The organism is Arthrobacter sp. U41, assembly GCF_001750145.1.
Lineage (GTDB): Bacteria > Actinomycetota > Actinomycetes > Actinomycetales > Micrococcaceae > Arthrobacter.
Genome location: NZ_CP015732.1, coordinates 817,675 through 837,943, shown reverse-complemented (window position 1 = coordinate 837,943; position 20,269 = coordinate 817,675). Strand labels below are relative to the sequence as shown.

General features: G+C 69.3%; 19 protein-coding genes. 8 read left to right on the top strand and 11 right to left on the bottom strand.

Annotation, left to right across the window (positions count from 1 at the left end):
* The first annotated feature begins 37 nt into the window (after positions 1 to 37).
* The 4 genes from ASPU41_RS03985 to ASPU41_RS23970 are packed head-to-tail and all read left to right on the top strand — an operon-like array spanning position 38 to position 3,149.
* Entirely contained in the window at positions 38 to 448 is a 411-nt protein-coding gene (locus tag ASPU41_RS03985) for a TOBE domain-containing protein (RefSeq protein WP_069949825.1), read from the top strand.
* Complete coding sequence (modA, locus tag ASPU41_RS03980) at positions 445 to 1,245, top strand: molybdate ABC transporter substrate-binding protein (RefSeq protein ID WP_069949824.1); 801 nt, start codon at positions 445 to 447, stop codon at positions 1,243 to 1,245. The genes ASPU41_RS03985 and modA overlap by 4 nt, the downstream gene beginning before the upstream one ends.
* A gap of 6 nt (positions 1,246 to 1,251) precedes the next feature.
* A complete protein-coding gene (locus tag ASPU41_RS03975; protein WP_069949823.1) occupies positions 1,252 to 2,103 on the top strand; it encodes an ABC transporter permease in 852 nt (283 codons plus the stop codon).
* Complete coding sequence (locus tag ASPU41_RS23970) at positions 2,100 to 3,149, top strand: sulfate/molybdate ABC transporter ATP-binding protein (protein WP_069949822.1); 1,050 nt, start codon at positions 2,100 to 2,102, stop codon at positions 3,147 to 3,149. Before ASPU41_RS03975 ends, ASPU41_RS23970 begins: the two co-directional genes overlap by 4 nt.
* A gap of 80 nt (positions 3,150 to 3,229) precedes the next feature.
* On the opposite strand, the gene ASPU41_RS03965 is transcribed toward ASPU41_RS23970, so the two are convergent.
* Positions 3,230 to 3,721, bottom strand: a complete 492-nt coding sequence (locus ASPU41_RS03965; protein WP_069952466.1) for a carboxymuconolactone decarboxylase family protein — start codon at positions 3,719 to 3,721, stop codon at positions 3,230 to 3,232.
* Between the two features lie 555 nt (positions 3,722 to 4,276).
* Here ASPU41_RS03965 and clpB point away from each other — a divergent pair.
* On the top strand, positions 4,277 to 6,946 hold the full coding sequence (clpB, locus tag ASPU41_RS03960) for an ATP-dependent chaperone ClpB (protein ID WP_069949821.1): 2,670 nt from the start codon (positions 4,277 to 4,279) through the stop codon (positions 6,944 to 6,946).
* Between the two features lie 105 nt (positions 6,947 to 7,051).
* On the opposite strand, the gene ASPU41_RS03955 is transcribed toward clpB, so the two are convergent.
* A complete protein-coding gene (locus tag ASPU41_RS03955) occupies positions 7,052 to 7,804 on the bottom strand; it encodes a septum formation family protein (protein WP_157356931.1) in 753 nt (250 codons plus the stop codon).
* 484 nt (positions 7,805 to 8,288) lie between these two features.
* On the opposite strand from ASPU41_RS03955, the gene ASPU41_RS21925 reads away from it, so the two are divergent.
* A complete protein-coding gene (locus ASPU41_RS21925) occupies positions 8,289 to 8,522 on the top strand; it encodes a DUF3073 domain-containing protein (protein WP_083266351.1) in 234 nt (77 codons plus the stop codon).
* Positions 8,523 to 8,728: 206 nt separating this feature from the next.
* Positions 8,729 to 9,511, top strand: a complete 783-nt coding sequence (locus ASPU41_RS03950) for a VOC family protein (RefSeq protein ID WP_069949819.1) — start codon at positions 8,729 to 8,731, stop codon at positions 9,509 to 9,511.
* A gap of 70 nt (positions 9,512 to 9,581) precedes the next feature.
* Here ASPU41_RS03950 and purM read toward each other — a convergent pair whose 3' ends face one another.
* The 3 genes from purM to ASPU41_RS03935 all read right to left on the bottom strand — a co-directional run bounded on the left by purM (position 9,582) and on the right by ASPU41_RS03935 (position 12,843).
* Entirely contained in the window at positions 9,582 to 10,754 is a 1,173-nt protein-coding gene (purM, locus tag ASPU41_RS03945; RefSeq protein WP_069949818.1) for a phosphoribosylformylglycinamidine cyclo-ligase, read from the bottom strand.
* A complete protein-coding gene (gene purF / locus ASPU41_RS03940; RefSeq protein WP_069949817.1) occupies positions 10,751 to 12,433 on the bottom strand; it encodes an amidophosphoribosyltransferase in 1,683 nt (560 codons plus the stop codon). The genes purM and purF overlap by 4 nt, the downstream gene beginning before the upstream one ends.
* A gap of 65 nt (positions 12,434 to 12,498) precedes the next feature.
* Positions 12,499 to 12,843: a hypothetical protein gene (locus ASPU41_RS03935; protein WP_069949816.1), complete on the bottom strand. Its 345-nt coding sequence runs from the start codon at positions 12,841 to 12,843 to the stop codon at positions 12,499 to 12,501.
* Between the two features lie 95 nt (positions 12,844 to 12,938).
* Here ASPU41_RS03935 and ASPU41_RS03930 point away from each other — a divergent pair, with 95 nt between their 5' ends.
* Complete coding sequence (locus ASPU41_RS03930) at positions 12,939 to 13,787, top strand: class I SAM-dependent methyltransferase (RefSeq protein WP_069949815.1); 849 nt, start codon at positions 12,939 to 12,941, stop codon at positions 13,785 to 13,787.
* 100 nt (positions 13,788 to 13,887) lie between these two features.
* Here the strand turns inward: ASPU41_RS03930 and allB are convergent, their stop codons facing one another.
* The 6 genes from allB to ASPU41_RS03905 all read right to left on the bottom strand — a co-directional run bounded on the left by allB (position 13,888) and on the right by ASPU41_RS03905 (position 20,269).
* Positions 13,888 to 15,270: an allantoinase AllB gene (gene allB, locus ASPU41_RS03925; protein ID WP_069949814.1), complete on the bottom strand. Its 1,383-nt coding sequence runs from the start codon at positions 15,268 to 15,270 to the stop codon at positions 13,888 to 13,890.
* Positions 15,271 to 15,562: 292 nt separating this feature from the next.
* On the bottom strand, positions 15,563 to 16,363 hold the full coding sequence (locus ASPU41_RS03920; RefSeq protein ID WP_069949813.1) for a hydroxypyruvate isomerase family protein: 801 nt from the start codon (positions 16,361 to 16,363) through the stop codon (positions 15,563 to 15,565).
* Between the two features lie 33 nt (positions 16,364 to 16,396).
* Entirely contained in the window at positions 16,397 to 16,558 is a 162-nt protein-coding gene (locus ASPU41_RS22520) for a glycine zipper domain-containing protein (protein ID WP_157356930.1), read from the bottom strand.
* Positions 16,559 to 16,681: 123 nt separating this feature from the next.
* Complete coding sequence (locus tag ASPU41_RS03915; protein WP_069949812.1) at positions 16,682 to 18,055, bottom strand: aspartate aminotransferase family protein; 1,374 nt, start codon at positions 18,053 to 18,055, stop codon at positions 16,682 to 16,684.
* 52 nt (positions 18,056 to 18,107) lie between these two features.
* The gene (locus ASPU41_RS03910) at positions 18,108 to 18,959 is read right to left on the bottom strand and encodes a bifunctional allantoicase/(S)-ureidoglycine aminohydrolase (protein WP_069949811.1); all 852 of its coding nucleotides are present in this window, start codon (positions 18,957 to 18,959) and stop codon (positions 18,108 to 18,110) included.
* On the bottom strand, positions 18,956 to 20,269 hold the full coding sequence (locus tag ASPU41_RS03905) for a DUF6986 family protein (RefSeq protein WP_069949810.1): 1,314 nt from the start codon (positions 20,267 to 20,269) through the stop codon (positions 18,956 to 18,958). The genes ASPU41_RS03910 and ASPU41_RS03905 overlap by 4 nt, the downstream gene beginning before the upstream one ends.

Here is a 20,269-nt window from a genome sequence, read left to right as displayed (position 1 = left end):
ACGGAAGAACTCCGCAGATGCGGGTTAGAGTGTCCATATGCCTAATATCCGCGTTTCCGAGGCGGCCCGGCTGCTGGGTGTCAGCGATGACACCATCCGGCGCTGGACCGAGAACGGAAGCCTGACCCCGCACCGGGACGACGCCGGGCGGCTCGCCGTGGACGGGCTGGAACTCGCGTCGCTGGCCCGGGAGCAGGCCCAGCTTCCGGATGATCCGGCCAAGGCGGGCAGCTCGGCCCGCAACCGCTTCGTGGGACTGGTCACGGCCATCACCGCCGACACGGTCATGGCGCAGGTGGAACTGCAGTGCGGGCCGTTCCGGGTGGTGTCGCTGATGAGCAGCGAGGCCGTGCGGGAGCTCGGCCTGGAACTCGGCTCGGTCGCGACCGCCGTCGTCAAGGCCACCACGGTGATCATCGAAACCCCCAAGGGCAAGAGCGTCATATGAGGGCCGCACTGCGGTTCGGTGCCCTGCGGACGGCCGCCCTGAGGTTCGGTGCCCTGCTGGCGGCGGGAACGCTGTCGGCCGCGCTCGCCTCCTGCGGCGCGGTCTCCGGCGACGGCGGCGCCGGCAAGACTGTCACCGTCTTCGCCGCAGCCTCCCTCAAGGCCCCCTTCACGGCGCTTGCCGAGCAGTTCGAGGCCGGGAACCCGGGAACCACAGTGGCGCTCAGCTTCGCGGGCTCCTCCGACCTGGCCACCCAGATCGGCCAGGGGGCCCCGGCGGATGTCTTCGCCTCCGCCGATGCCGGCACGATGGCCCAATTGAGCAGCGCGGGACAGCTCGAAGGACCACCCCAGGACTTCGCCAGCAACGTGCTGACCATCGCCGTTCCCCCGGCGAACCCCGCGGCCATCACCTCCTTCGCGGACCTCGCCCGGCCCGGCGTCCGGACAGTCATCTGCGCGGGGCAGGTTCCGTGCGGCGCGGCCGCGAAAGTGGCCGAAAGGGAAACCGGCACCACGCTGAACCCGGTCAGTGAGGAATCGTCCGTGACCGATGTCCTGGGCAAAGTCATTTCGGGAGAGGCCGACGCCGGGCTGGTCTACGTCACGGACGTCCTGGCCGCCGGGAACAGGGTCAAAGAAATCCGGTTCGCCGAGTCCGCCGCGGCCGTGAACACCTATCCGATCGCCGTGCTGCGGACCAGCAGGAACAAGGAACTGGCGGCCGCCTTCCTGGCGGCCGTCACGGGACCCGAAGGCCGGCAGTTGCTCAGCGATGCCGGCTTCGGAGCGCCGTAGGACCGCATGGAACGCCGGAGAGACAGTGCCTACAGCGGGATTCCGCGCTGGGTCCTTGCCATGGCCGCCGTCGGGGCGCTGTTTGTGCTGCTGCCGCTCGCGGCGATGGTGGGCAGGGTCAACTGGCCGCAGTTCATCCCGCTGGTCACCTCCGACTCGTCCCTCACGGCCCTGGGGCTGAGCCTCCGCACCGCAGCCGCGAGCACGGCGCTGTGCGTGCTGTTCGGGGTGCCGCTGGCGCTGGTGCTGGCCCGCGGCGACTTCCCCGGCCAGCGGCTGCTGCGGTCCTTCGTGCTGCTGCCGCTGGTGCTGCCCCCGGTGGTGGGCGGCATCGCGCTGCTCTACGCCTTCGGCCGCCAGGGCCTCCTGGGCAGGAGCCTTGAAGTCGCCGGCATCCAGATCGCGTTCTCGACGACGGCGGTGGTGCTGGCCCAGACCTTCGTTGCCCTGCCGTTCCTTGTGGTCAGCCTCGAGGGTGCCCTCCGTTCGGCCGGCAGCCGGTACGAGGCCGTGGCCGCGACCCTCGGTGCGCGCCCCACCACCGTGCTGCGCCGGGTCACCCTCCCGCTGGTCCTGCCGGGACTCGCGTCCGGGGCCGTGCTCTCCTTCGCCAGGAGCCTGGGCGAATTTGGCGCCACCCTCACCTTCGCCGGGAGCCTGCAGGGCGTCACCCGCACCCTGCCGCTGGAAATCTACCTGCAGCGCGAGACCGACGCCGACGCCGCCGTCGCGCTGTCCCTGCTGCTGGTCGCGGTGGCGGTCATCGTCGTCGGGCTCTCCTACCGGGGTCCCGCACCGGCGGGCCCGGGCGGCAGAACGGCCCGAAGTGCGGGCACCCCCGGGCGGGTGGCGCCATGACCTTCACCTTCGACGCCGCCCTGGCCGCCCGCCGCTTTGAGGTCTCGCTCAGCCTGGCGCCCGGCGAGACGGTCGCGGTGCTCGGGCCGAACGGGGCGGGGAAATCCACGCTGCTGTCCGTGATCGCCGGGCTGCTCCGTCCGGACACCGGCCGGGCCGAGGTGAACGGCCGGGTCCTGTTCGACCGGGGCGCGGGAGCGCCTGCCTGGACCGCGCCGCACCGCCGCGGAACCGCCCTGCTGGCCCAGGATCCGCTGCTTTTTCCGCACCTGAGCGCACTTGAAAACGTGGCCTTTGGACCCCGGAGCAGCGGGGTGCCCAAACGGGAGGCCCGGGAGGCTGCCCGGCACTGGCTTGCCGAGGTCGACGCTTCGGAACTCGCCGCCCGGCGGCCGGGGGAGCTGTCCGGAGGGCAGGCGCAGCGCGTGGCTGTGGCCCGGGCGCTGGCCGCGAACCCGGAGGTGCTGCTGCTGGATGAGCCGCTGTCCGCCCTGGACATCCACGCCGCTCCGCTGCTGCGGCGGCTGCTCAGGCGGGTTCTGAGCGGCCGGAGTGCCATTATCGTCACCCACGACGTGCTGGACGCCTACATGCTCGCGGACCGGGTGATCGTGATGGAGGAGGGCCGGATCACCGAGGAGGGCCCCACCCGTGAGGTCCTCCGGCGGCCGCGCAGCCGCTTCGCCGCGGGGCTGGCCGGGCTGAACCTGGTGCCGGGGACCGTGACGTCCGCCGGGATCCGGACCCCCGGGGGCCTCGAGTTTGCCGGCCAGCACGACGCTCCGCTCGCCGCCGGGCAGGCGGGCGTGGCGGCATTCCCGCCGTCGGCCGTGTCGGTTTTCCTGAGCGAGGCACACGGCAGCCCGCGGAACTCGTTTCGTGTCACGGTCACGGACCTGGAGCCGCACGGGGACCAGATCCGGGTCCGCGCCGGCGAGCTGTCCGCGGACGTAACCCCCGCTGCCTCGGCGGACCTCGGGCTGGCTCCAGGTCTCGCGGTCTATTTCGTGGTCAAGGCGGCGGCGGTGTCGATCTACCCGGCGTAGCGGCGTCACAGATCCAATCGGCGTGACGTCTTCACGACGGGAATGCGCAGCGTGAAAGCGAAGCCGCGTCCCGGGTCCGGCTAGCCGCGGTCTTTGCGGACCGGGTGCTGGCTGACGATCGAAACCCGGTTGAAGGCGTTCATGGTGATCACCAGCCAGCTGATGGCGGAGAACTCCTCGTCCGTGAGGTGTTTCCTGGCGGCGGCACCCTCGTGTTCCCGGGCGCCGGCGTCCGAAATGTTGGTGATGGCCTCGGCCAGGGTCAGGGCGGCGCGTTCCTTCTCGCTGAAGAGGTCCGTATCGCGCCAGGCCGGGAGGACTGCAAGCCGCTGGGCGGACTCGCCGTTCTTCACGGCGTCGCCGACGTGCAGATCCAGGCAAAAGGCGCAGCCGTTGATCTGCGAGATGCGGACATTCAGCAGCTCGATCAGGGTCCGGTCCAGGCCGGCCTCATCAGCGGCCTCCTTGGCTTTCAGGCCCAGTCCGTTCAGGGCGCGCCAGGCGGCCGGGTGCTGCTTGTCCAGGAAAACGGATCGGGTGGTGTGGTGCTGTGCTGCCGCGGTCTCATCCATGATCCAAAGCCTACCCACCGGAAACTTCGTTGACACGCGTGACAGACTTGTCATGTGTGTGACAAGATGGATGAACAGCGAAATTCCCTGCAGGAGCGGTTCCCCCGACCGCTCTACGGACTGGTCCGCCGACATCGGACCGGCCCCATTATTCGACGGTCGGCTCCTTGGGGGAGCCGACCGTCGAATGGCTTTAACGGGACACGCCCAGTCCCGGACCCGGGTTAGCGGAGCGGGACATGTCCAGTCCTGGACCTGGCCGGTGGGCATGTCCTGTTCGCGCGGTGAAATTCCTCGAGGCGCGTTCCAGGGCTGGCAACCTGGCCGCGGGACATGTCCAGTCCTGGACCTGGCCGGTGGGCAGGTTGGGACTATGTCCAGCGCTCAGCGCGCGCGGAGGGCATGTCCCGCGGAGGTGGCCAGGTGCCCGGCGGGGGACTCTGGCCCTAGACAGTCCTTTCGCTGTCGGCAAACATGGAGCCAAAGGGACCCAATGCAGAGTTGAGCGGAGTAGACTCAACTTTAATATCAGCATGTTCCCGGAAGGAGCTCTCTTTGGACGCCAAATTCACCACCAAGAGCCAGGAGGCTCTTGCGGCAGCCGCCATGAACGCCTCGACGGCGGGAAATCCCCAGCTCGAACCCGCCCACCTGCTCAAGGCGCTCATGGACCAGCGCGAGGGTGTGGCCGTGGCGCTCCTCCGCGCCACCGGCACGGATCCCGATTCCGTCAGCGTCCAGGCCAGTACTGCCATCAAGGCCCTGCCGTCCACCTCCGGCACCTCGGTGCAGCAGCCGCAGCTGTCCCGCACCGCCCTGCAGGCCATCAAGAACGCCCAGAACGAGGCCGAGCGGCTCGGCGACACCTTCGTCTCCACCGAGCACCTGCTGCTGGGGCTCGCGTCCGGAAGTGACGCCGTCGGCAAGCTGATGCGCGACGCCGGCGCCTCCCACGAGGCGCTGCTCGCCGCCCTGCCGGGGGTTCGCGGCGACCGCAAGGTGGACACCGCCGACCCCGAAAACACCTTCCAGGCGCTGGAGAAGTACGGCACCGACCTCACCGCGATTGCCCGCTCCGGCAAGCTGGACCCGGTGATCGGCCGCGACGCCGAGATCCGCCGCATCATCCAGGTGCTGAGCCGCCGGACCAAGAACAACCCCGTCATCATCGGCGAACCCGGCGTCGGCAAGACCGCCGTCGTCGAAGGCCTGGCCCAGCGCATCGTCGCCGGCGACGTCCCCGAGAGCCTGCGCGGCAAGACCCTGATCGCCCTGGACCTCGCCTCCATGGTGGCCGGCGCCAAATACCGCGGCGAATTCGAGGAACGGCTCAAGGCCGTCCTGGAGGAGATCAAGGGCTCCGAGGGCCAGATCGTCACCTTCATCGACGAGATCCACACCGTGGTGGGGGCCGGCGCGTCCGGGGACAGCTCCATGGACGCGGGCAATATGCTCGAGCCCATGCTGGCCCGCGGCGAGCTCCGGCTGATCGGCGCCACCACCCTGGACGAATACCGCGAGAACATCGAAAAGGACCCCGCACTGGAACGCCGCTTCCAGCAGGTCTTCGTCGGGGAGCCAAGCGTGGAGGACACCATCGGCATCCTGCGCGGCCTCAAGGAACGCTACGAGGCGCACCACAAGGTCGCCATCTCCGACTCCGCCCTCGTAGCCGCGGCCACGCTCTCGAACCGCTACATCTCGGGCCGGCAGCTGCCGGACAAAGCGATCGACCTCGTCGACGAGGCCGCCTCCCGGCTGCGGATGGAGATCGATTCCGCCCCGGAGGAGATTGACCAGCTGCGCCGCCAGGTGGACCGCCTCACCATGGAGGAACTCGCCCTGGCCAACGAAACCGACCCCGCCTCGGTGGAACGGCTCGCCGCGATCCGGGCGGACATGGCGGACAAGAAGGAAGAGCTCTCCGCGCTGAACGCCCGCTGGGAAGCCGAGAAAGCCGGCCTGAACCGCGTCGGTGACCTCAAAGCCCGGATCGACGAACTGCGCTCCGCCGCCGAGAAATACCAGCGTGAAGGCGACCTCGAAGCGGCCTCACGGATCCTGTACGGCGAACTTCCCGCCCTGGAGCGGGAACTCAACGAAGCCGCCGAAGCGGAATCGGCCCGGGTGGCCGGCGGCGGTGCCAAGCAGGACCTTATGGTCGCGGACGAGGTCACCGCGGACGACATCGCCGAGGTGATTTCCGCCTGGACCGGCATCCCCGCCGGCCGCATGCTGCAGGGCGAAAGCCAGAAGCTGCTGGAGATGGAACACGTGATCGGCGAGCGGCTGATCGGCCAGGCCAAGGCTGTCACCGCGGTCTCCGACGCCGTCCGCCGCGCCCGTGCCGGGATCAGCGACCCCAACCGGCCCACCGGTTCGTTCCTGTTCCTCGGCCCCACCGGCGTCGGCAAGACCGAGCTGGCGAAGGCGCTGGCCGACTTCCTGTTCGACGACGAACGCGCCATGGTGCGGATCGACATGTCCGAATATTCGGAAAAGCACTCCGTGGCCCGACTCGTCGGGGCGCCCCCCGGCTATGTGGGCTACGAGGAGGGCGGCCAGCTCACCGAGGCCGTCCGCCGCCGACCGTACTCCGTGCTGCTGCTGGATGAGGTGGAAAAGGCCCACCCCGAGGTGTTTGACATCCTCCTGCAGGTGCTCGACGACGGCCGCCTCACCGACGGCCAGGGCCGCACCGTGGACTTCCGCAACGTGATCCTGGTGCTGACCTCCAACCTGGGCAGCCAGTTCCTGGTGGACCCGGCCCTGGATGCGGCCGCCAAGCGCGAGGCCGTGATGGCCACCGTGCACGCCTCCTTCAAGCCCGAGTTCCTGAACCGGCTCGATGAGGTGGTGCTGTTCGACCCGCTGAACGTCGAGGAGCTGTCCCGGATCGTCGAGCTGCAGGTCAAGGAACTGGGCGAACGCCTCAAGGGCCGCCGGCTCAACCTGGAAGTGACCGAGGGCGCCCGCGCCTGGCTCGCGGTGACCGGCTTCGACCCCGCCTACGGCGCCCGGCCGCTGCGCCGGCTGGTGCAGCGTGAAATCGGCGACCGGCTGGCCAAGGCCATCCTGGCCGGGACGATTACCGATGGCGACACCGTGCTCGTGGACACCGCCCCGGACCTCACGGAGCTCACCGTGGGCGGGGCCGAAGGGTCGGACCGGCCCGACGGCGGCGCCTCCACCGGCAGCGGGCTGTCCGTCAGCCGCAAGGGGTAAGGACCCGCGGCCTCAAACGGAGCTGCCAGCCTGACTTTGGTCCGGCTGGCAGTTTTTGGCGCTGGCCCCTGAGTGCCCGCGTCCCTGAGGGCCCGCGCGAATTCCCTAGGGAACCAGGGACTCCGTGATGATGTTCCCGGTATCCGCGGTGACGTAGCAGTCCACGCGGCGGTCGCCGTTGTCCCAGCTCGTGGAGCTCGGGTAGGCGTTGCGCTGCTTCAGGTCGTAGGTTGTGGCGGCGGCGGTCAGCTGCGCGTTGCGGCAGGTCTCGCGGCCTTTGTCCTTCAGAGCCGACAGGCCCGGGTAGGAGTCGGCTGTCGCGTAGTGTTCGACGGCGATCAGCTGCGCCGAGTGCCCCTCGGCGCAATCCACGATGGTGGACTGCGGCGCCTCCGGGTCGAAATCCTTGAAACAGTCGCCGAGCTGGAAATCCAGCGGGCCGACCCCTTCCAGCGGAAGCGGCCCGCGGCCCGCAGGGGCGGACGGCGTCGTGGCGGCGGCCGCCGGGGAGGCGTCCGCGGCAGGCTGGTTGGTGCTGCCGCCCAGCGAGGTCAGCCAGATCAGCAGACCCATAACCACGACGGCGGCAACCGCGCCGCCGATTCTCGCGGCACTCTGGCGGCGTACCAGGCCGCCCAGCTGCGAGGCCTTTTCCGAAGCGGCCTTGCCGGCTCCCGCCAGAGCGGCGCCGGCGGCCCCCGTGGCGGCCTGGGCGCCCTCGGCGACGCGGCGCTGGCGCGGGCCGGGCTGGCGTGGGCCGGGCTGGCGTGGGCCGGGCTGGCCGGCGGCGGGCCGGTTGACCGGGTTGACCGGCGGCGCGGGCGGGCGGACAGGCGGCGGAGTGATGGGGGCAGCCAACGGTGCAACCGGCGCCGCTGACGGCACAACGGGCGTCGCGGAGGTTGGCGGCGTCGACGGTTTCGGGGGCACTGCGGGCCGTTCAACTGACGGAACAGCAGGCGGGACAGCAGGCGCGGACCGTTCGGCGGGTCCGCCGGCAGGGGGAACCCCAGGGCTGCCGTGGCGGCCAGACCTCTCGTTCTCTTCGGTCACTGAGAATTCACCACTTCCGTGCATTTTTCCGCGGCTGGTCGCCCGACGGAGGTACCCGTTTCCGGGAGTCCACTAGGGAACTCTATCTAAGATGCCGGGCGGGCCGCACGCCGCCCGGGCACCGTGCGGACTGGCGGCGCGCCCGATACCGCCCGCGGCGGCCGTCCCGGGGAGCAGTTACCGCTGAAAGCATGTAATCTAGGTGTACGACAAATTGACCAAACATTCCGGGGCCTCACTAACGCCAATGGTGACCACCTCCGGTCCGAGTACAAAAGGGGGTCACGCCATGGGGCGCGGCCGTCAAAAGGCAAAAGCTACCAAGCAGGCTCGGGACATCAAGTACTACTCCCCGAACACTGACTACACTGCGCTTCAGCGTGAGCTCAAGAGCTCTGAGGTTCGTACACCGAGCCGCTTCTCGAGTGAACCGGTTGAGCCAGATTATTCGGCTTATGTGGATAAGTACGCGGACGATGTGGAAGATGACGACGACGAAGTAGATTCCCGTCGGATAGGTTAGTCGGACTTCTTCCCGGCATGCTCCTCCGCTAGCGGATTGCCGACCACATGATTTCAGGCCCGCCGGCCACTCCCAACACGGGTGTGGACGGTGGGTTTTCTGCTGCCCGCGGACTGCGGCCGTCCGCGGTTGTCCCGGCCGGACCCTCAGGCTAGGTTGAAGCTGCCGGCTCCACCGGCCCGAACCAACTTTCCGGAGGGATTGCCATGACCATGCGCACGGGGTTCACCGAAGGCGAGATCTGCTGGACGGATCTCCAGACCAGCGACGTCGGCGCGGCCAAGGCCTTCTATGCCGCCGTTTTCGGCTGGCGCTACGAGGACCTGCCCACTCCCGACGGGCGCAGCTATGCCCAGGCATTCCTGGGCGAGGACCTGGTTACCGTGATCGCGCCGCAGAATCCGCAGCAGCAGGCCGCCGGCGCTCCCGGGCAGTGGAACGTGTACCTCGCCTCCTCTGACGCCCGGGAGCTCGCTGACGGCCTGGTCCACGCCGGCGGCACCCTGGAATTTGGCCCCGAGGCCGTGGACGGCACCGGGGTGATGGTCTTCTTCGCCCCGCCCGGAGGCGGCACCACCGGCGCCTGGCAGGCCGGAAGCCACTTCGGTACCGCCCGCAGCGGGGAACCCGGCACGCTCGCGTGGGCCGAGCTGCTGACGCCCGAGCCGCAGGCCGCCGTCGGATTCTTCCAGCAGCTGTTCGGGCACGAGGTGACGGAATACCCGCAGGACGACGGCGGCAAGTACACCACGTTGATGGTGGGCGGCGCGGAGGTGGCCGGGATCGCCGCTGTCCCGGCGGAGGCCGAGGGCACGCTCAAGCCGGGCTGGCAGGTTTACTTCGGGGTGTCGAGCGTCGCGGAAGCGGTCACGGCGGCCGTGGCTGCGGGCGGCACGGTCCTGATTGAACCGGACGAGGTCGAGGAAGCCGGCACCATCGCGACCCTCGCGGATCCGCAGGGCGGCGTGTTCAGCGTGCTGGAGGTTTAAACAGATCGAGTGCTCCGCAACGGCCGTTTTGGAGCTGCTAAACGGCCGTTGCGGAGCACTCGATGGGGTTTTAGGCGTAGGCGTTGACCAGCCGGACGGCGCCGCCGTCGACGCCCTTGGCGCCCTGGACGTAGTCCGGGCCGGTCTTGACGATCGAGTCCGAATTCTGCTCCACGGTGCCCATCACCCAGGCCGGCAGGCCGCGCTCGTTGAGGCGGCTCACGGCGGCGTCGGCAGCCTCGGGGGAGACGATCGCGACCATGCCCACGCCAAGGTTCAGGGTGCGCTCCAGGTCGGCCAGCGGGACGTTGCCCAGTTCGGCGACGAGCCGGAAGATGGCCGGAAGCTGCCAGGTGGCGCGGTCCACGGTGGCCAGCAGGCCCTGCGGCAGGACGCGGGCCAGGTTGGCGGCGAGGCCGCCGCCGGTCACGTGGCTGAAGCCGTGCACGGCCTGGCCGGCGGCGGAGCCGTTCACCGGGAAGGTGCGGGCCAGGTCCAGGCAGTCGGCGGCGTAGACGCGGGTGGGTTCGAGGAGTTCCTCACCCAGCGTGCGGCTGAATTCGGACACGTGGCGGTCCAGGGCCCAGCCGGCGTGGTTGATGACGCGGCGGACCAGGGAGTAGCCGTTGGAGTGCAGCCCGGAGGAGGCCATGCCGATCACCACGTCGCCGGCGCGGACGCGGTCCGGGCCCAGCAGGTCGGCGGCTTCGACAACCCCGGTGGCGGCACCGGCGACGTCGTACTCGTGCTCGCCCAGCAGCCCCGGATGCTCGGCGGTTTCGCCGCCCACCAGGGCGGTGCCGGCAACGGAGCAGGCGGCCGCGATGCCGCGGACGATGTCCGCGATGCGCTCCGGGACAACCTTGCCGCAGGCGATGTAGTCGGTCATAAACAGGGGTTCGGCGCCCACCACGACGATGTCATCGACCACCATGCCGACGAGGTCGAAGCCGATCGTGTCGTGGATGTCCATGGCCTGCGCAATCGCGACCTTGGTGCCCACACCGTCGGTGGAGGTGGCCAGCAGCGGGCGCTTGTACGTGAGCAGCTTCGAGACGTCGTACAGGCCGGCGAAGCCGCCGACGCCGCCGATCACCGAGGAGTTGTGGGTCGCCTTGACGGCGTCCTTCATGAGTTCGACGGCGCGGTCGCCCGCTTCGACGTCGACGCCGGCTGAAGCGTAGGTGATGCCGACGGAGTTCTGGGCGGCGTTCATGTCAGCGGCCGGGGAGGCGGAAGTCATACGGGCTCTTTCTTGTCGGCAGCGAGTGGACGATCAATGCGATCGCCGTCGGTAAGCAGTTCTTCGAATTCGGCGTCCGGGCCCGGATCGCAGCCGGTGGCACCGGGCTTCTCGGCCGGATCCTCATCGGCGCTGATGCCGGCGGCGGCTTCGGCGGCGGATTCCGACGCGGCAGCGCCGAGGGCGGCATCTCCGGCGGCGGGGAGCCCGCCGAGATCGGTGCGCTCGAGCAGGTTCTTGCCGAGCTTATCGGCACCCGGCAGTTCGATCGGGTACTTGCCGGTGAAGCAGGCGGTGCACAGGCGTTCGCGCGGCTGCTGGGTGGCGCCGATCATGCCGTCTTCGGAGATGTAGGCCAGCGAATCGGCGCCGATCGCCTGGGTGATTTCCTCGACGGTGGCACCGTTGGCAATCAGCTCCGCACGGGAGGCGAAGTCGATCCCGTAGAAGCACGGCCACTTCACCGGCGGGGAGGAAATCTTGATGTGGACGCTGGCGGCGCCGGCTTCGCGGAGCATCCTGACGATCGCGCGCTGGGTGTTGCCGCGGACGATCGAGTCATCGACGACCACCACCCGCTTGCCGCGGATCACGGATTCGAGCGCGTTGAGCTTGAGCCGGATTCCCAGCTGGCGCAGCGTCTGCGAGGGCTGGATGAACGTCCGGCCAACGTAGGAGTTCTTGACGAAGCCGTGGGCGAACGGGATGCCGGATTCCTCGGCGTAGCCCACGGCGGCGGGGGTGCCCGATTCCGGGACCGGGATGACGATGTCCGCTTCCTGGGTGTTTTCGCGGGCCAGCTGGCGGCCCATTTCCACGCGGGACTCGTACACGGAACGGCCTGCAATGGAGGCGTCCGGGCGGGCGAGGTAGACGTACTCGAAGACGCAGCCGGCCGGCGTCGCCTCGGCGAAGCGCTGGGAGCGGACGCCGTCCTCGTCGATCGCGATGAACTCCCCGGGCTCGATTTCGCGGATGAAGCTGGCGCCGACGGTGGCCAGGGCGGACTGCTCGGAGGCGACCACCCAGCCGCGCTCCAGCCTGCCCAGGCAGAGCGGGCGGATTCCGTAGGTGTCGCGGGCTGCGTAAAGGGTGCCTTCATCCATGAAGACAAAGCAGAAGCCGCCCTTGATTTTGGGCAACAGGTCCATCGCGGTCTCTTCGAGCGACTTGCCCTCTTCGCCCTCCAACAGGGCGGTGACGAGGGCGGTATCCGAGGTGTTGCCCTGCTTCATTTCACCGGTGAGCTGGCCGCCGTTGTGTTCAACGATCATGGCTTTGAGCTCGGCGGTGTTGGTCAGGTTGCCGTTGTGGGCCAGGGCCACAGTGCCGGTCGCGGTCGCGCCAAGGGTGGGCTGCGCGTTGGCCCAGTGGCTGGCGCCGGTGGTGGAGTAACGGCAGTGGCCGACGGCCAGGTGCCCGGTCAGGGTGTTGAGCGTCGTCTCGTCGAAGACCTGGGATACGAGTCCCATGTCCTTGTAGACGTTGATCCGCTTGCCGTCGCTGGTGGCTATGCCAGCCGACTCCTGACCGCGGTGCTGTAGTGCATACAGCCCGTAATAGGTGAGTTTTGCAACCTCTTCACCGGGAGCCCAGACCCCGAAGACGCCACATGCGTCCTGGGGGCCTTTTTCGCCAGAGAGAAGGTCATGAGAGAGTTTTCCATCGCCGCGTGCCACTGGTCGATTATCTCACGTTGTGCGCTGGGTCTTTTCCGGGGGCCCGATTATGACCTGGGCCCTGCTCAGGCGCCGTGCTGGTCCTCGGCATCAGGAACGGAATCCGGAACGGATTCGACGACGGCGCGCTTGGCCCGGCGGACGCTCAGGCGGTCCAGGATGAGCGCCGCGAGGCCACCCACAATGACGCCGCCCGCGCCGCACAGGATCATGAAGAAGCCAAACACGGCGCTGGCATCGTAGCTCTCATCGCCCGGGAGCCCGTAGGCGAGGAAGGCGGCCACACCGAAGCCCAGCAGCCCGCCCAGGACCAGGATCGGCACGTACTTCGGCGCCCGGCGCACGGTGATTTCGCGCCGTTCGGGAACGTGCTGCTGGCCTGCGGTGCCGGGGTTTTCGGGGGTAGACATGCCGTTAAGCCTACTGCCCCGACAGCCATTGCGACCGCCGGGGCGCCGGGAGCAGACTAGGGGTGGGGGAGGGCACGGAACAGCCAAGGAGCGCCATGTCAGCCTCAGCCGAGCGCATCAGGGACCAGCAGCGCAGCACTTGGGATGAGTTTTCCACCGGCTGGCGGAAATGGGACGCTGAAGTGCTCGGCTGGCATGCCCCCTTCGGCGACGCGGTCATCGAGGAGGCGAGGCTCCGTCCGGACTCCGCGGTTCTCGACGTCGCAGCCGGAACCGGCGAACCGGGCCTCACCGCGGCCGCCCTCGTTCCGCGCGGCAGCGTCACCCTGCTGGACCTCTCCGCGGGGATGTTGCGGGTTGCATCCGAGAAGGCAGCAGCCCGGGGGCTGGACAACGTGCGCACCGAAGTCGGCGACGCCGCCAGGCTGCCGTTCGACGACGGCACCTTCGACGCGGTCCTCTGCCGCTTCGGTGTGATGTTCTTCCCCAGCGTTTCCGCCGCGGTGGAGGAAATGGCGCGCGTCGCCAGGCCGGGCGCCCGGATCAGCGCCGCTGTCTGGGGCCGTGCCGCCGAGAACCCGTGGGCCACCCTGATCCTCGGCACGATCGCCCGCCACACCGAACTGCCGGTGCCCACGACGGGCGCCCCCGGGCTGTTCCGGTGCGCCGCGCCGGGATACATGGCCAGGGTCTTCAAGGACGCCGGACTGGCCGCGGTCAGCGAACGCAAGGTCACCACCGACCTGGTCAAGGGGTCACCGGAGCTCTACTGGGAGTTCATGACCGAGATTGCGACCACCGTGGGCGTGGGCCTGGCGGGGGCGGACCGCGAATCCCGGGAGCTGATCCGTTCCGACGTCTTCCAGTTGCTGGGCCGCTACGAACACGACGGCGCCATCCGGCTCCGTTCCACCGCCACCATCGTGGCAGGGACGCGGGTGTAGCCGGTTTCCGCGGCGGTTTCGGACGGGTGCGGCGCGGATCCGGGGTGCGTGCGTCCGAAACCGCCGCGGAATCGTACTGCCTACACGCCGAGTTCTTCCGTCAGCGCCGCGACGTGGCCCCGGGCGGTGACGTAGTACCAGGCCCCGGCGTGCCGCGGAGCAGTCTTCCGCGGGGAGTCCGGCCGTCGACCTCCTGGCCGCGCAGGAAGGTTCTGCGGACGACGCCGGAGAGCGCCTTGCCGTCGTAGGGGGTGATGGGGTTCTTGTGCTTGAGCTTGGCGACGTCCACGACGTAGGCCTCGTCCTGCGCGAAGACGGCGAAGTCGGCGTCGTATCCCAGGGCAAGCTGGCCCTTGTTGCCCAGCCGGGCCAGTTCGGCGGGCTTCTGCGCCATCCAGGACACCACTTGTTCCAGCGGGATGCCGCGGTGCCGGGCCTGCGTCCAGACCAGTGACAGGCCTAGCTGCAGCGAGGAGACCCCGCCCCATGCCACGGCGAAGTCGCCGTGTTCCAGGTCCTTGAGCTCCAGGGTGCTGGGGGAGTGGTCGGAGACGATGCAGTCGATGGTGCCGTCCTGGAGGCCCTTCCAGAGCAGTTCCCGGTTGGAGGCCTCTCGGATGGGCGGGCAGCACTTGTAGGCCGTTGCCCCGTTGGGGATTTCCTCGGCCGTAAGGGTGAGATAGTGCGGGCAGGTCTCCACGGTGAGGTGCACGCCGTCGCGCTTGGCGCTGGCGATCATGGGCAGGGCATCCGAGGATGACAGGTGCAGGATGTGCACGCGGGCGCCGGTCCAGCGGGCGCGTTCGATCACCTCGGCGATGGCCTTGTTCTCGGCGCCGCGCGGCCGGGAGGCGAGGAACGTGGCGTACTGGTTGCCGCCGGGGTGCGGGGCGCGGTCGATCGCGTGGGCGTCCTCGGCATGGACGATCATGAGCGAATCGAAGGACTTGAGTTCGGCCAGGTCCTCTTCCAGCTCCTCGGCGTCAAGGTGCGGGAACTCGTCCACGCCGGAGTGCAGCAGGAAACACTTGAAGCCGAAGACGCCCTCGTTGTGCAGCGGGAGGAGGTCCGCCTTGTTGCCGGGAATGGCTCCGCCCCAGAACCCCACGTCAACGAACGCCTGGTCCTTTGCCGCCTCGCGTTTGAGGTTGAGGGCGTCCACCGTGGTGGTGGGCGGGATGCTGTTGAGCGGCATGTCGATGATGGTGGTCACGCCGCCGGCCGCCGCGGCCCGGGTGGCGGAGGCAAAACCCTCCCACTCGGTGCGGCCCGGCTCGTTCACGTGGACATGCGTATCCACGAGTCCGGGAAGCAGGGTTTCGTCGTCCGCGAGTTCAATGACCTCCGCGCCGGACAGCCCGCTGCCGAGCGGTTCAAGGGCCATCACCTTGCCGCCGCGCACTCCCACTTCGCGCGGCGCGATCCCGGCCTCGGTCAGAACGCGCCGGCCCCGGATGACGAGGTCGAAGGTTTCTTCAGACATTCAGGCTCTCCTTGCTCACAGGCCGGGTCTTCTGCAGACGTGGCCACCAGCCGCTGGCCGACGTCCGGCCCAGGCATTCCAGAAGCGCCGCCGCTCCGCTCCCCCTGTGTCTACCTTGCTTTCGGGCTCCGGCAAAGGATGCACCGCGCCGGGTTCGCTGCCGCCGTCCAAGCGGGCGCGGGCGGGCAACCGTCGAGGGGCACTTTGGCGGCCCCGACGTCGTAAATCACGACGGCGGCCGGCGTGTCCGTGGCGATGTGCCCCCGGAACGCAGGCGCAGGTGCAGACGGGGTCAGGAGGACGCGCGCTGGCGGGCAATCCAGTCGAAGGCGGTTTCCGCCGGTTCCTTGTATTCGAGGGAGATGTAGCCTTCGTAGCCGAGCTGGCGGCTGCGCGCGATCCAGTCGCCGAGGGGCAGCGCCCCGGTCCCGGGAGCGCCGCGGCCCGGGCTGTCGGCGATCTGGATGTGGCCGAAGTCCTGGGCGTGCTTCTCGATGACGGCGGCCACGTCGTCGCCGTTGACCGAGAGGTGATAGAAGTCGGCGAGGAGCTTGATGTTCCCGGCACCCGTTTCCGCCGTCACGCGGGAGATGACCCGGAGGGCGTCCTCGGCCGTGCGGAGCGGGTAGCGCGGGGCGCCGCTGACCGGTTCGAGCAGCACGGTGCCGCCAATGCGGGCCACGCCGGCGGCCGCGGCCGCGAGGTTGCCAACCGCCAGCTCGTCCTGGGACTCCGGGGTATGACCGTCCTCCCGGTTGCCGTGGAGCGCATTGAACAACTTGCAGCCGAGCCGTCCGCCGATGCCGGCCACGACGTCGATGTTGTCCCTGAACTCGGAGGAGCGGCCCGGCCAGGACACCAGGCCCCGGTCCCCGGCCGGCATGTCCCCGGCATTGAAGTTGAGGCCGGTGAGCTGGACGCCCGCGTCGGTGACCGCCCGCTCGAAGCGCGTGAGCTCGGCGTCGCCGGGGACTGACGACGCGAAGGGCCACCAGAACTCGACGGCGTCGAAGCCGGCATTCTTCGCCGCGGCGGGCCGCTCGAGCAGGGGCAGTTCGGTCAGCAGGATGGAGCAGTTCACGGTGTACGTCATGGTGGGTCCTTCCGGTGGGGCAAGGGGACTTCGCTACCCCTTGGTGGGGTCCTTCCGGGCCGCCAGACCCACCAGCGCCCCGACGGCAATGCCGATCAACAGGCCGGTGAACGGCTTGTCGGCGGTAACGACTCCGATGACAAGGCCGATCGCGGCGCCAATCAGCATTCCGATCCACAGGGACTCATACTTCACCCCCTCAGGCTAGCAAGCCCCGCCAAGCAGCTGACCGGCACCGGTACCGCCCCGCTTGCGCTCCACAACGCCGTGACCTGCCGACCCAACCCGGGGACGGCAGGTCACGGCGTGGCGGCAACGTCAGCTGGTCAAACCGTCTGCGATTTCGAGAACTTCGTCCAGGATAGCCAGGCCGGTTCGGGCGTCGGCGGCGCTGATGTTGCACGGGGGCACAACGTGAATACGGTTGAAATTTGCGAACGGGAGCAAGCCGCGGGACTTGCAGGCCGCCACCAGCTGGTTCATTTCCGGGCTGGAACTGCCGTACGCGGCCATGGGCTCGCGGGTCTCGCGGTTCTTGACCAGTTCGATGGCCCAAAACACCCCGGTTCCCCGGACTTCGCCCACCGAGCGATGGTTTTCCGCGAAGTCGGACAGGGCCGGCCCGATCACGGTCTCACCGAGCGACGCTGCCTGCTGCACGATCTGTTCGTCCTCCATCGCGTTGATGGTGGCCACCGCGGCCGCGGTGGCGAGCGGATGGCCGGAGTAGGTCAGGCCACCCGGATAAACACGCTTTCCGAACGTGGCCGCGATTTCGGGGCTGATGGCCACCCCGCCGAGCGGGACATAGCCGGAGTTCACGCCTTTAGCGAAGGTGAGCAGGTCGGGGACGACGTCGAAGTGCTCGATGGCGAACCACTTGCCGGTCCTGCCGAAACCGGCCATGACCTCGTCGGCGATGAGGATGATGCCGTGCCGGGTGCACAGTTCCCGCACTCCCTGGAGATACCCGGGCGGGGGCAGGTAGATGCCGGCGGTCCCGGGAATCGATTCCAGCATCAGCGCCGCGATCGTGGACGGGCCTTCGAAACTGACGAGCTGTTCGAGGTGTTCCAGGGCTCGCTGGCTTTCCTCCTCCTGCGTCGTGGCGTGGAAGGCGGTGCGGTACAGGTAGGGCGGGAAGAAGTGGACGGTGCCGGTGCTCGCGTTGTCACTGGCCCAGCGGCGCGGATCCCCCGTGAGGTTCACGGCGAGCTCGGTACCGCCGTGGTACGAGCGGTAGGCGGAGAGGACCTTGTGCCGGCCGGTGTGCAGCCGTGCCATCCGGACGGCGTGCTCGTTGGCGTCCGCTCCGCCGTTGGTGAAGAAGATCTTGTCGAGCTCGCCGGGGGTCCGCTCCGCGATCAGGCGGGCTGCCTCGGAGCGCGCGTCATTGACGTAGCTCGGGGCGATGGTGCAGAGCTTCGCGGCCTGGGCCGTGATCGCGGCCACGACGGCAGGGTGCTGGTGGCCGATATTCGTGTTGACCAGCTGGGACGAGAAATCCAGATACTTCTTGCCCTCACCGTCCCAGACATGGGATCCCTCGGCCGCGGTGATGACCATCGGGTCCAGGAGGTCCTGGGCGGACCATGAGTGGAAGACGTGCTTGCGGTCCAGTTCGTACGCCCGTCGGGCGCCGTCGGGATCGTGCCGGAGCGGCAGAACGGTGTTGTCAATCGTGGAAGTCATTTGTCCCTTTCAGGGGTGGGGCCGGCCGGCGTTCTGCGGGAGGCAAAAATTCTCAGGTAAGGCGGATCTGGCGGTTGACGTCCTTGTAGAGCAGGTAGCGGAACGGGCCCGGCCCGCCGGCGTAGCAGGCCTGCGGGCAGAAGGCGCGGAGCCACATGAAGTCCCCGGCCTCGACTTCCACCCAGTCGTCGTTGAGCCGGTAGACCGCTTTGCCCTCCAGGACGAAGAGCCCGTGTTCCATCACATGGGTTTCGGCGAACGGGATGGTGCCGCCGGGCTGGAAGGTGACGATGTTGACGTGCATGTCGTGGGCCAGATCGTCCGGGTCCACAAAGCGGGTGGTCGCCCAGACGCCGTTGGTGTCCGGCATGGGCCGCGGCTCGATGTCCTGGTCCCGGGTCACGAAGGACTTCGCGGTGTATCCGTCCAGCGGCTCGTAGGCCTTGCGGATCCACTGGAAACTGGCAGCCCCGCCGCTATCCCCTCCGGCAGCCCCGGCGGGGTCCCCGCCGGCGGCATCGTTGGAGACCTTCCAGTCCGAGCCCGCGGCGAGGTAGGCGTAGCCGCCGGCCTCCAGATGGTGGGTCCCGCCGTCGAGCGTCAGCGTCAGCTCGCCTTTGGTGAGGAAGATGACGCCTTCGACGCCGGCCTCCGCCTCGGGCTTGTCGCTGCCGCCGCCCGGGGCGACTTCCACGATCAACTGCGAGAACGTCGTGGCGAAGCCGGCGATGGGCCGGGCGATGATCCAGGCCCGGGTCCCGGTCCAGCCGGGAAGGTTGGACGTGACGATGTCGCGCAGCACCCCCTTGGGGATGACCGTGTAGGCCTCCTTGACCACGGCGCGGTCGGTGAGGAGTTGGGTCTGCGGCGGCAGCCCGCCGTCGGGAGAGAAATAGTTGCTCATGGGTGCACTCCTGGGTGGGCGGGCCGGCGGTTGTGGGAGCCGGCGGCCTGCGCCAGCCGGGGGTGTGCCAGGACGGTGAGCCGGGGAAGCCCGAGCCCGGTCAGTTCGCGGACTTCCTCCGCGCCGGCGGCCCCGCACTGGATGCCGCGCAGCACGAAGGCCGCCAGGGCCCTGGCGGTGGCGGGTTCGTCCAGCACGCCGCCCTCGGTGCCCTCCCCGTAGCTGCGGAGCCGCGCGGCGGCGGCCGGAAGGCCCTGCCGGTAGAACGCGTAGGTGGCGGCGAAGCGGCTCGGCAGCTGGGCCGGGTGCAGGTCCCAGCCCTGGTAGTAGCCGCGTTCCAGCGAGCGGCGGACCAGCCGGCCGTGGAGCCGCCAGGCGTCCAGCACCCCGTCGCCGACGGGCAGGACGTTGCTGGACCCGTCGGAGAGCCGGATGCCGGTTCCCGCGACGGCGAGCTGCATCACCTCCTTGGCGTAATCCGCCGCCGGGTGTTCCATCGACTGGTATTCCGCGGAGATCTGCAGGGACGCCGAGTAGTCGTAGGTGCCGTAGTGCAGGGCGCTGATCCGCCCGGGGACCGCGTGCGGCAGCTGCGCCACCGGGGACGTGCCGTCCGGGCCCAGGATCAGCTGCGGCGTTTCCACCTGGACCTCAAAGCGCAGGCGGCCGGCGGGCAGCGAGTGGAGTTCCTCCAGCCGGGACACGGCGTACGCCATGGCCTGCACCTGCGCCACGGTGGTGACCTTGGGCAGGGTGAGGACCAGTCCTGCCGGGAGCTCGCCGGCGGCGGCCAGGCTGGAGATGAACAGGTCCAGGGTGCGCAGCCCGCGGGCCCGGGTTGCCGCCTCAAGGCACTTGAAGCGGATCCCGATGAACGGCGGCGCGGTGCCGTCCGCTGCCGCGGCCCCGACGGCGGCCGCGGCGGCGACGGCGTCGGCGTCTTCGGCGTCGTCACCCCGGTCCCCGTAGCCGTCCTCGAAGTCCAGCCGGAGATCCTCGATCGGCTCGCCGCCGAGCTTCGCGGCCACGCGGGGTGCGACGGCGGCGGCCAGCGCGGGGTCCTGGCCGAGCAGGGCGCCAAGGCGCTCCAGCCCGCCGTGGGCTTCGGCGGCGGCCAGCGCCTGCGCGCCCCAGTCCGCTGCGAAGCCCGGAGTGAAGCGGTCCGCCGGGACATAGACGGTGTGCACCGGCTGGCGGGTGCCGTCGTCGCCCGGATAGTCCCGCTCCAGCAGCAGGTCCGTCGCCGCGAGCTGGGCGTCGATCCTGCCCAGGTCGGCGCCCGTCAGGGACCCGGACGGCGGCAGGGCCAC